Below are 10,623 nucleotides of genomic sequence, written 5' to 3'. Positions count from 1 at the left end.
CTGTCAAGTGATTATTTTCAGAAGTTTTCGAAGATTTCTTCAACAACTTCAACCACTTGCGCTTCCGATCTCTCGTTAGCGGGAGGCGAATTCTACAGCGTTACACGCTGCTGTCAACACCTCTTTTCCCCCGCTTTCGATCGAGAAGACCGAACCATTGAAAGCACCAGACAAACCGGCATTTCCAACGCCTTCCAGGCTTCGATGAACTGAAGCTATCCGCTATCGAAACTTACATAACTCATTGAATCTCAAAGAGTTTTCCGTTTCGACTGCGCCGGAAGTGGGGCGAATTATAGAGACTCAGAATCTGCCGTCAACCCTTAATTTCGCTTTTCTTGCAAAACCTGCCTTTTGCCCAGCAACCGCGGGATACGACGAGCCACCAAAGGTACACGCAGTATTAAAAGCGCTACACCTATAAAGGCATAGATCGCCCACTCCTTAAGGTCTGCCCGCACTATCCACAGCATATGCAGCAATCCAAGGCCAAGTATCACATACGCCAGGCGATGCAATTTCTTCCAGCGCGCACCCAAACGACGCTGACTATAACGATTGGACGTCACCGCTAGTGCCAGCAACCCCAGAAACCCGAGCGTGCCGACAATAATGTACGGACGTTTGCGCAGCTCTACACCCAGTTGCGACCAGTCGAAACCCAGGATGAATGCCATATAGCTGCATAAATGCAAAACCACATACGCAAAACACCAGAGCCCCAACTGCCGGCGCACGGCGATCCACCCCGCCCACCCCGTAAGCTTCTGCAGCGGCGTCATGCTCAAAGTAATCAACAGCAATACCAGTGTCCCAAGCCCAAGCCGATCGACCAGCACTTTTCCGGGATCCGGCCCGAGCAGATCCTCAAAGGCCTGATAGAACCACCACAACGGCCAGATAGCCGCCGCAATAAAAACGCCCACACGCCAGAACGGATATCGCATCAGTAATTCTTCCGCAGATCGAGCCCTGTATATAAAGAAGCGACTTCGTTCGAGTAGCCGTTGAACATCTGCGTATCACGCACATTCGGCTTGAACAGACTATTGGGAAGGCGTCGCTCCCGAGCCTGGGTCCAGCGAGGGTGATCAACCGTCGGGTTCACATTCGCATAGAAACCGTATTCATCCGCCGCAATGCTTTGCCATGTCGTTTTCGGCTGTTCACTGACAAGACTGATCCGCACGATGGATTTGACACTCTTGAAGCCGTACTTCCATGGCACCACCAGACGCAACGGCGCGCCGTTCTGATTTGGCAACTCTCGTCCGTACATACCCACAGCCAGAATCGCCAACGGGTTCATCGCCTCATCCAGACGCAGGCCTTCTACATAAGGCCAGTCGATCAGGGCAAATCCCGACCGCTGTCCCGGCATGCTCTTGGGATCCTGCAAGGTTTCAAAACGGATGTATTTGGCGTTGGACGTTGGCTCGACCTGCTTGAGCAGCGCCGAAATGGGGAAGCCGATCCAGGGAATCACCATTGACCAGGCCTCGACACAACGCAGGCGATAGATGCGCTCCTCCAACTGGTAAGGTTTCATGAAGTCTTCCAGCGCATAACGCCCCGGCTTCCCCACTTCCCCGTCTACCACCACACTCCACGGTTCGGTCTTCAGCGATCCGGCATTCGCCGCCGGGTCACCCTTGTCGGTGCCGAACTCATAGAAGTTGTTGTAGTGGGTCGCGTCCTTATAGGGCGTGATCGCCTCATCCTTGACGTTCACGGCCCCCCATTTAATAGAAGGCTGCTTCTCGGCAAACCAGACGGGTGCATGTCCGGGCTCGACATCGGCATAACGGGCCGCCTCTTCAGCACTGGCCCAACGCGGCAGACTGCTCACAGCCAGACCGGCCGCCGTAGCACCGAGCAATTGTCGGCGAGAGAGATAAATGGATTCAGGCGTGACGTCCGACTCGTGGCAGTCGGACGCTTTGGGGAATTTGATCAGCATGACAACTCCGCAGCTTTGGAGGACAGATGCACCCATAGACTGCGGAGTATGAGGGAAATTACATCACTCGACGTTTTTGTGGCGACGAAGATGCAACAGGTATTGCACTGGGCCCGAGGCTGCATAGGCAAGGAACACCAACAGCAGAATCCGCGGAGGATCACTGAACACCACGGCGAATACCAGCACCACCGCCAGAATCGCAACAAATGGCACGCGCCCTTTCAGATCCAGCTCCTTGAAGCTGTTGTACTTGATGTTGCTGACCATCAGCATGCCGGCAGCCGCTACCATCAATGCAACCAGGAACGACATCTTCGAACCCTGGATTCCGTAGTCGCTGAATGCCCAGACAATCCCCGCCACCACACCGGCAGCTGCCGGGCTGGCCAGGCCGATGAAGTAGCGCTTGTCGGCAGTGCCGACCTGAGTGTTGAAGCGAGCCAGACGCAACGCCGCACCCGCCACATAGATGAAGGCGACCATCCAGCCGACCTTGCCCATGTCACCCAGGGCCCAGCCGAATGCCAGCAATGCCGGCGCGACGCCAAAGGCAACCATGTCCGACAGCGAGTCGTACTCGGCACCGAATGCACTTTGTGTATTGGTCATGCGTGCCACGCGGCCGTCGAGACCATCGAGCACCATGGCGACGAAGATCGCGATGGCCGCGAAGGCGAAGTACTTGCTCGCATTCGCCGAATCCCCGGCGCTCAAGGCGGCCTGGGCACTCATCGAATTGATGATGGAATAAAACCCCGCGAACAGGTTCGCAGTGGTGAACAGGTTCGGCAGCAGATAGATACCACGATGCCGGACTTTACGACCTTCTGCGTCATGCCCTTCTTCGACATGTTCATCGATGGGCAGCAGGCTTTCGGCGTCTGAAGCCTGGTTCGGCTCTTCGGGACGTTCGCTCATGGACGTTACCTTGCAACGGATTGGACATTTTCGACAGGTGTCTGGGACGACGGTTCGGCCACAAACGATGCAGCTTTATACCAGAACCGCCCGCCCATACGAAAAAACGCGGCCGAGGCCGCGTTTTTTTCTTACAAGGGTCGAAGACTTAGTTTTTGGCTTTGTCGACGATCTTGTTGGCACCGATCCACGGCATCATGGAGCGCAGTTGCTCGCCGATGATTTCGATACCGTGAGCGGCGTTGTTACGACGCTTGGCGGTCATCGAAGGGTAGCCGGTTGCGCCTTCGCTGATGAACATTTTGGCGTATTCGCCATCCTGAATACGTTTCAGGGCGTTGCGCATGGCCTGACGGGATTCGGCGTTGATCACTTCCGGACCAGTCACGTACTCGCCGTATTCAGCATTGTTGGAGATCGAGTAGTTCATGTTGGCGATACCGCCTTCGTACATGAGGTCAACGATCAGTTTCAGTTCGTGCAGGCACTCGAAGTAGGCCATTTCCGGCGCGTAGCCAGCTTCAACCAGAGTTTCGAAACCGGCTTTTACCAGTTCAACGGTACCGCCGCACAGAACGGCTTGTTCGCCGAACAGGTCGGTTTCGGTCTCGTCCTTGAAGGTGGTTTCGATGATGCCGGTACGACCGCCACCCACGCCGGCGGCGTAGGACAGCGCAACGTTCTTGGCGTTGCCCGAAGCGTCCTGATAGATCGCGATCAGGTCAGGGATACCGCCGCCTTTCACGAATTCGGAACGTACGGTGTGGCCCGGGGCTTTCGGCGCGATCATGATAACGTCGAGGTCAGCACGCGGAACAACCTGGTTGTAGTGGATCGCGAAGCCGTGGGAGAAGGCCAGGGTGGCGCCTTTCTTGATGTTCGGCTCGATTTCGTTCTTGTACAGCTGGGACTGGAACTCGTCCGGGGTCAGGATCATGACCAGGTCGGCGCCGGCAACAGCGGCAGCCACGTCGGTCACTTTCAGGCCGTGGGCTTCTGCCTTGGCAACGGTGGCCGAACCTTTACGCAGACCGACGGTAACGTCGACACCGGAGTCTTTCAGGTTGCACGCTTGAGCGTGGCCCTGGGAGCCGTAACCGATGATGGCAACTTTCTTGCCCTGGATGATCGACAGGTCGCAGTCTTTATCGTAGAAAACTTTCATGAATTTCCCCTTTATATCCAGGCCGTTCAGGCCATTCGCTAATTTGGTTTAGATGCTGAGTACTTTGTCGCCGCGGGCAATACCGGTGACGCCACTACGGACGGTTTCCAGAATCGATGCGGTGCCGATGGACTGAATGAAGCTGTCGAGCTTGTCGCTGGTACCGGTCAGTTGAACGGTATACACGCTGGCGCTGACGTCGACGATCTGTCCACGGTAGATATCGGTGGTGCGTTTGATCTCGGCGCGCTGGGCGCCAGTGGCCTTGACCTTGACCAGCATCAGCTCGCGCTCGATGTGAGCACTTTCCGACAGGTCCACCAGCTTGACCACTTCGATCAGCTTGTTCAGGTTTTTGGTGATCTGCTCGATGATTTCATCGTGGCCGACAGTGGTCAGCGTCAGACGCGACAGGGTCGGGTCTTCGGTTGGCGCCACGGTCAGGCTTTCGATGTTGTAGTTGCGCTGCGAGAACAGGCCGACTACGCGAGACAAAGCACCGGGTTCGTTTTCCAGAAGCAAGGAAATAATGTGCCGCATGATTAGGTACGCTCCGTCTTGCTCAGCCACATATCGCGCATCGAGCCGTCTTTGATCTGCATCGGGTAGACGTGCTCGCTGGTGTCGACCGAAATGTCGATCACGACCAGGCGATCCTTCAGGGCGAACGCTTCTTCCATCTTCGACTTCAAATCTTTCGATTCGGTGATGCGCACGCCGACGTGACCATAGGCTTCGGCCAGCTTGACGAAATCAGGCAGCGACTCCATGTACGAATGCGAGTGACGGCTGCCGTAGCTCATGTCCTGCCACTGACGCACCATGCCCAGAACACCGTTGTTCAAGATCACGATCTTGACCGGCAAACCGTATTGCAGGCAGGTCGACAGCTCCTGGATGTTCATCTGGATGCTGCCTTCACCGGTGACGCAGGCAACGTCAGACTCAGGGAAGCTCAAGGCGATACCCATTGCGGCCGGCAGACCAAAGCCCATCGTGCCCAGGCCACCGGAGTTGATCCAGCGGTTCGGCTTGTTGAACTTGTAGTACTGCGCAGCAAACATCTGGTGCTGGCCCACGTCGGAGGTCACAAAGGCGTCGCCCTTGGTCACTTCGCACAGGGTTTCGATCACGGTCTGTGGCTTGATCTTGCTGCCGTCACCCTTGTCGTAAGGGAACAGGCCACGATCACCGCGCCATTCATCAACCTGCTTCCACCAGCTGGTCACCGCTTCCTTGTTCGGGGTTTCGCCGATTTCCTTGAGGATTGCGACCATTTCTGTCAGGACGCTCTCCACCGGGCCAACGATTGGCACGTCGGCCTTGATGGTCTTGGAAATCGAAGCCGGGTCGATGTCGATGTGAATGATCTTGGCGTTCGGGCAGAACTTCGGCGCGCCGTTGATCACGCGATCATCGAAACGCGCACCGACAGCCAGGATCACGTCGGCATGGTGCATCGCCAGGTTGGCGGTGTAGCTGCCGTGCATGCCGAGCATGCCGATGAACTGACGGTCAGTGCCAGGGTAGCCACCCAGGCCCATCAAGGTATTGGTAACCGGCAGATTGAGCATTTGCGCCAGTTCGGTCAGCGGCGCGGAGCCGTTGCCCAGAATCACGCCACCGCCGGAGTACAGCACGGGACGCTTGGCCGCCAGGAGCATTTCTGCCGCCTTGCGGATTTGCCCGGAGTGACCGCGAACGGCCGGGCTGTAGGAACGCAGCTTGGCTTTCTTCGGGAAGATGTATTCGAACTTCTCGGCCGGGTTGGTCATGTCTTTCGGGATATCGACCACGACCGGGCCCGGACGACCGGATTGCGCCAGGTAGAAGGCTTTCTTCATGACTTCCGGGATTTCGGACGCGTGCTTGATCATGAAGCTGTGCTTCACGATCGGCCGGGAGATACCGATCATGTCGGTTTCCTGGAACGCGTCGGTGCCGACCATGGTGCTTGGCACCTGACCGGAAATGATCACCATCGGAATCGAGTCCATGTAGGCCGTGGCAATACCGGTGATGGCGTTTGTGGCGCCTGGACCGGAAGTCACCAATACCACGCCGGCTTTACCGGTGGCACGGGCGTAGCCGTCAGCCATATGGGTAGCCGCTTGTTCGTGACGAACCAGGATGTGGGTCACTTCCGGTTCTTTGAACAGGGCATCGTAAACATGAAGGAGAGCACCACCCGGGTACCCGTAGATATATTTGACGCCTTCGTCACGCAAGAAGCGGACGAGCATCTCACCGCCAGATAAAAGCTCCACGTTGTTCACCTCTAAAACGCCAGAATACCGTCCACAAAAAGGCGAACGGGTCTTAATAGGTTTACTTCTCGGCAGAGCATGAGCGACGGTGGTCGCCGACTACGTCAGCACTGACTGAGCAAGTATTGGGATCGTCCCAAGTGTTGCGGGCCTTTCCCACCCAGCGCGAGGTAACGCGTTGCGGGTGTAACAGGTCGACGCGGATATGCGCCTCATGATCTGCCGAGAGGGTCTGCTTCTGGCAGTCCCTGTACAGCGGACTTTGGATTCTTCTGTTTCGCCCTCTCCAAGTCAAGCCGTCAATGTGCTTAATTGTGGGTAAGCACATGAGAACGCAAGAAAAAACCTGAAAAGCGCTACTCTGTTAGCGTCAATTGCGCAATTTTGCCAAGGAATCAGCATGCGAACGCTCCTCGTCATACTGCTGATCGGCCTCAGCCCCTGGTGCATGGCCGGTCAGATCTACAAATGGGTCGATGCCCAAGGTGTCACGCACTTCGATGCGCAGCCGCCGCAGGGGCAATCGGCGACCACTATGCAAACGCCGCCCTCGCCCGCTCCGCGCCCCGCCGCAATACCCGGCAGCGGCCCACTGGGCGATCAGAAAGCCATCGACGACAAGGTCAAGAAACAGGTCGCCGAGCAACAGGCTCAGCTCAAGTCCTTCTGTGAACAGGCGCGCACGAACCTGGCGCAGTTGCAGAACAATCCGCGCCTGAGGGAAGAAACCGAGGGAGAGTTCCGTCGGCTGAGCGATACACAACGTCAGGAGCGTATCGCAGAGACGCAAAAACAGATCGCCGAAAACTGCCAGTGATCACTGGCAGCCGGCCGTTCAGCGCGAAGCAGTGATCAGCAGGTCGAACTCTTTGAGCAACACCTGTAACTGACGGTCCTTGCCCTGCAGATTACGTTGGGCGAAGACCATTTCAGCCATTTCCTGAATGCCCGAGGCATTGGGCAATGGCAGGTTCTGTTCGAGGATCATCTTCATCCGCGGCAGGAAGATCCATTGCAGCCACTGCTCGAAATCGAGGGTGTCGACCGAGAACGGTTCGACACTGCTCAAGGCTTCGACCGAAGGCTGGACATCATCCCACCAGCCCTGGGCACGCAGTTCGCGCTCGATCAACAACAGTTGATCGGCGACTTTCGAAAAGCGAGCGTCCATCACAGCGAAACCTTGGCCTTCTGACGGGCCAGTGCGGCGCCGGCGGAATCACCTTGTTTCTCACGGGCCTGAGCGATCAGTTCCCACAGGCTGGCCTGCAAGTCCGGACGACCATTGGCCATGGTCAGCGCACGGCGAGCGGTTTGCTCGGCTTGCGGGGCATCGCCTTGCGCCATGCGCACTTGTGCCAGGCGGTAAAGCACTTGCGGCTCACGCGGAGCTACGCGTTGGGCGCGCTCAAGGCTGGAGGACGCGCCGTTGAGGTCGCCGCCGGCCTGCTGTTGCTGCGCCGTGCTCAGCAAGGCGAGCACAGGACCGTCCAGTTGCTCGTCGGCAGACAGACCGCCGCCGCTGCTGCTGGCCGAAGGAATGCCGCTCGGCGTCGAAGGCATGCTGTAGCTGCCGGAGCTGATCGGTGCCGATTCGACCGGCGAAGGGTTGTATGGCCCCGATGTGATACCGCCGGACGCCGGGCCGGGAACGATCGGCGAGCTGCTGATCGGTGCCGAAGCCGCAGCGCCACCAGGAACCATGACCACCACACCGGTATCGCCTTGCGGGATGGCCTGCGATTGCGCCTGACCCTGCACAGGTCGTTTCACCGTCGTCTTGCGGAAGCCGCCATTGGCCGAAAGACGCTCGCTGTTGGACACGGTAGTGCCGGAATCCACAACCGGAATCGAACCACGCTGTACGGTGGAGCAGCCGCTGAGCAACGCCACGGCGGTCACCGCTGGAATCAACCACTTGTTCACTTGAAACCCTCTTCGCTTAATTCATCCAGCCCTTGACCCAATCCATCACCGACTCACTCGAGGCCGGGCTTTCGCCCGCGCAGGAGGCGCCGGGTGGCGGTTCGCTGCCGCGAATATACGGCATCTGCACGGCGCCCGGACAGTTGGCATCGGAGCCCTGACCAGTGCGCGAATCAACCCACGCCTGCACCACGTTGTCCGGCTGCGGCATGTCCAGTGGCAGCGGATCGGCCTTGCGCATGAAACTGGTCCAGACCTGCAACGCACCGGTGGCACCGGTGAACGGCGTCTTGCCGTTATCGTCGCGGCCGAGCCAGACCACTGCCAGCAGATCCTGGCTGAAACCGGCGAACCAGCTATCCCGCGAATCGTTACTGGTACCGGTCTTGCCGGCCAGTGTCAGGGTCTTGGGCAATACGTTGTAAACCGAGCTGCCGGTACCTTCACGCATCACGCGTTGCATGGCGTTCTGGATCAGGTAGATCGACGCCGGATCGAAACGTTGCTCGATCTGGAACGGATAACGCTTGAGCGGCTCGCCCTCGGCAGTCAGCACACTGCGAATCCCGCGCATCGGCGTATTGAAGCCACCGTTGGCGAGGGTCTGGTACATCGTCGCCACTTCGATCGGCGTCATGCCACCGGCACCCAGCAACATCGACGGGAACGCCGGGAACTCACGGGTCACACCCAGGCGTCCGATGGTCTTGAGGACATTCGGAACACCCACCGCCAGCCCGAGACGCGAGGTCGACAGGTTGTAGGAGTGCGCCAGCCCTTGATAGAGGAACACCGTACCGTGGGAGCGACGATCATAGTTCTGCGGTTTCCAGACCTGGCCGTCTGCACCCTTGATGGAAAGCGGATCATCCGACAGCCAACTGGTCAGCGTGTACTGGCTCGGTTTTTCCAGTGCGGTCAGATAAACCGCAGGCTTGACCAGAGAACCAATCGGTCGCACCGCATCCAGTGCCCGGTTGAACCCGGCATAACTGGCCTGACGGCTGCCAATCATCGCCTGGACTTCACCGGTTTCCGGATTGGTCACGACCATCGCTGCTTCCACATCGTCGGCCCCCTTGCGCCCGGACAGTCGCTTGAAGGTGTCATTCACCGAAGCTTCGGCTTTCATCTGCAGGATCGGATCGAAACTGGTGAAGATCCGCAGACCTTCCTCGGTCAAGTCTTCGTCGCGATAGTCTTCGCGCAACTGGCGTTTGACCAGGTCGATGAAGCCCGGGAACGAGCTGTCGGCCAGCTTGCCGCGCGAGGTCACGCCCAGCGGCATTTTCTTCGCGGCTTCGACCTGCTCGGCGGTGGCGACACCCTGTTGCTCAAGCACGTCGAGCACCAGGTTACGTCGCTCCAGCGCCCGCTCCGGGTTGCGGCGCGGGTTGTAATAGGAAGGGCCCTTGACCATGCCGACCAGCAGCGCGACCTGATGCAGTTTCAGCTCGGACAATGGCTGGCCGAAGAAGAACTGGCTGGCCAGACCGAAACCGTGCACCGCACGCTGGCCATCCTGACCGACGAAGACTTCGTTGAGATAAGCCTCAAGAATTTCCTTCTTGTCGTAATGCAGCTCAAGCAGCATCGCCATCATCGCTTCGGTGAGCTTGCGGGTCAGGCTGCGTTCGTTGGTGAGGTAGAAGTTCTTGACCAGTTGCTGGGTCAGCGTACTGCCGCCCTGGGTCATCTTGCCGCCGGAGGTGTTGACCCAAATGGCCCGGGCAATCGACTTCGGCGACACGCCCCAGTGACTGTAGTAATCCCGGTCTTCCACAGCGACCAAGGTTTCCAGCAGGTACGGCGGCACCTGATCGAGCTTGATCAGAATCCGGTCTTCTAGGTTTTTCGGGTAGATCCCGCCGATCAGCAGCGGCTCCAGACGCACCACCGACAGCTTCGAACCGTTCGTCGCCGAGAGCTCGGCCACGTAGTCGCCGGAGAACCGCACGCGCACCGGCTGCGGTTTCTCCAGGCCTTCGTAGAACTGGAAACCACGGGTGTTCAGATCGACGGTATTACCGTTGACCGCCGCCGCGCCGGGGCCGTTGCTCACGGCTTCGCGGCGATAGCCCAGGGCATCGAGTTCAGTGAGGAAATCGTCCTTGCTCAGTTTCTGTCCGACGAACAGCTCGAGCGGCCGCGCGTATACCTTGGCCGGGATGGTCCAGCGCTTGCCGGAGAACTTCTCCTGCACCACGGCATCGAGGTAAACGGCGAAGCCGGCCAGCACCACAAGGCCGACCAGACTGAGTTTAAGGGCCCAGCCCAACCATGGGCGCAGGCCCCGGGAAGGTGGTTTTTTAGGAGTGCGGGGGGATCGAGTACGAGTCATGGCGGCGGATTATACGCACTTTATTCATACTCAACAGGAGCGC

10 protein-coding genes and 1 pseudogene are annotated in these 10,623 nt (G+C 58.4%); 2 read left to right on the top strand and 9 right to left on the bottom strand.

The window, feature by feature from the left end:
* A pseudogene (locus tag DXT77_RS30005) lies at positions 1–213 on the top strand (hypothetical protein); the annotation flags it as partial.
* Positions 214–323: 110 nt separating this feature from the next.
* Here DXT77_RS30005 and msrQ read toward each other — a convergent pair.
* The 6 genes from msrQ to DXT77_RS29630 all read right to left on the bottom strand — a co-directional run bounded on the left by msrQ (position 324) and on the right by DXT77_RS29630 (position 6,313).
* Positions 324–947: a protein-methionine-sulfoxide reductase heme-binding subunit MsrQ gene (msrQ, locus tag DXT77_RS29655; RefSeq protein ID WP_119430182.1), complete on the bottom strand. Its 624-nt coding sequence runs from the start codon at positions 945–947 to the stop codon at positions 324–326.
* Positions 947–1,960: a protein-methionine-sulfoxide reductase catalytic subunit MsrP gene (gene msrP / locus DXT77_RS29650; RefSeq protein ID WP_119430181.1), complete on the bottom strand. Its 1,014-nt coding sequence runs from the start codon at positions 1,958–1,960 to the stop codon at positions 947–949. The genes msrQ and msrP overlap by 1 nt, the downstream gene beginning before the upstream one ends.
* A gap of 63 nt (positions 1,961–2,023) precedes the next feature.
* Entirely contained in the window at positions 2,024–2,881 is an 858-nt protein-coding gene (pssA, locus tag DXT77_RS29645; RefSeq protein WP_085712132.1) for a CDP-diacylglycerol--serine O-phosphatidyltransferase, read from the bottom strand.
* Positions 2,882–3,029: 148 nt separating this feature from the next.
* Positions 3,030–4,046 carry a ketol-acid reductoisomerase gene (ilvC, locus tag DXT77_RS29640; RefSeq protein WP_007959661.1) on the bottom strand — a complete coding sequence of 339 codons (1,017 nt, stop codon included), beginning with the start codon at positions 4,044–4,046 and terminating at the stop codon, positions 3,030–3,032.
* Between the two features lie 48 nt (positions 4,047–4,094).
* The gene (ilvN, locus tag DXT77_RS29635) at positions 4,095–4,586 is read right to left on the bottom strand and encodes an acetolactate synthase small subunit (protein WP_003205610.1); all 492 of its coding nucleotides are present in this window, start codon (positions 4,584–4,586) and stop codon (positions 4,095–4,097) included.
* Positions 4,587–4,588: 2 nt separating this feature from the next.
* Positions 4,589–6,313 (bottom strand): acetolactate synthase 3 large subunit, encoded by a 1,725-nt coding sequence (locus DXT77_RS29630; RefSeq protein WP_085712358.1) that lies wholly within the window; start codon positions 6,311–6,313, stop codon positions 4,589–4,591.
* Positions 6,314–6,713: 400 nt separating this feature from the next.
* Here DXT77_RS29630 and DXT77_RS29625 point away from each other — a divergent pair, with 400 nt between their 5' ends.
* Entirely contained in the window at positions 6,714–7,130 is a 417-nt protein-coding gene (locus tag DXT77_RS29625) for a DUF4124 domain-containing protein (protein ID WP_119430180.1), read from the top strand.
* Positions 7,131–7,148: 18 nt separating this feature from the next.
* Here DXT77_RS29625 and DXT77_RS29620 read toward each other — a convergent pair whose 3' ends face one another.
* Genes DXT77_RS29620 through mrcB form a run of 3 tightly spaced genes read right to left on the bottom strand, consistent with a single transcriptional unit; the run spans position 7,149 to position 10,580 of the window.
* Positions 7,149–7,484 (bottom strand): YqcC family protein, encoded by a 336-nt coding sequence (locus DXT77_RS29620; protein ID WP_114885549.1) that lies wholly within the window; start codon positions 7,482–7,484, stop codon positions 7,149–7,151.
* Positions 7,484–8,239 (bottom strand): tetratricopeptide repeat protein, encoded by a 756-nt coding sequence (locus DXT77_RS29615; RefSeq protein ID WP_119430179.1) that lies wholly within the window; start codon positions 8,237–8,239, stop codon positions 7,484–7,486. Before DXT77_RS29615 ends, DXT77_RS29620 begins: the two co-directional genes overlap by 1 nt.
* 16 nt (positions 8,240–8,255) lie before the next feature.
* The gene (mrcB, locus tag DXT77_RS29610; protein WP_085712136.1) at positions 8,256–10,580 is read right to left on the bottom strand and encodes a penicillin-binding protein 1B; all 2,325 of its coding nucleotides are present in this window, start codon (positions 10,578–10,580) and stop codon (positions 8,256–8,258) included.
* Between the last annotated feature and the right edge of the window lie 43 nt (positions 10,581–10,623).

The organism is Pseudomonas sp. 91RF, from assembly GCF_003576265.1.
Lineage (GTDB): Bacteria > Pseudomonadota > Gammaproteobacteria > Pseudomonadales > Pseudomonadaceae > Aquipseudomonas > Aquipseudomonas kribbensis.
The sequence above is the reverse complement of the archived record's forward strand: the minus strand, read 5'-3'. Positions and strand labels throughout refer to the sequence as shown.

Bases quoted from the DNA above. Each gene is read 5' to 3' on its own strand.
- msrQ (WP_119430182.1), bottom strand. From the start codon at position 947: ATGCGATATCCGTTCTGGCGTGTGGGCGTTTTTATTGCGGCGGCTATC.
- pssA (WP_085712132.1), bottom strand. From the start codon at position 2,881: ATGAGCGAACGTCCCGAAGAGCCGAACCAGGCTTCAGACGCCGAAAGC.
- ilvN (WP_003205610.1), bottom strand. From the start codon at position 4,586: ATGCGGCACATTATTTCCTTGCTTCTGGAAAACGAACCCGGTGCTTTG.
- ilvC (WP_007959661.1), bottom strand. From the start codon at position 4,046: ATGAAAGTTTTCTACGATAAAGACTGCGACCTGTCGATCATCCAGGGC.
- DXT77_RS29620 (WP_114885549.1), bottom strand. From the start codon at position 7,484: ATGGACGCTCGCTTTTCGAAAGTCGCCGATCAACTGTTGTTGATCGAG.
- msrP (WP_119430181.1), bottom strand. From the start codon at position 1,960: ATGCTGATCAAATTCCCCAAAGCGTCCGACTGCCACGAGTCGGACGTC.
- mrcB (WP_085712136.1), bottom strand. From the start codon at position 10,580: ATGACTCGTACTCGATCCCCCCGCACTCCTAAAAAACCACCTTCCCGG.
- DXT77_RS29625 (WP_119430180.1), top strand. From the start codon at position 6,714: ATGCGAACGCTCCTCGTCATACTGCTGATCGGCCTCAGCCCCTGGTGC.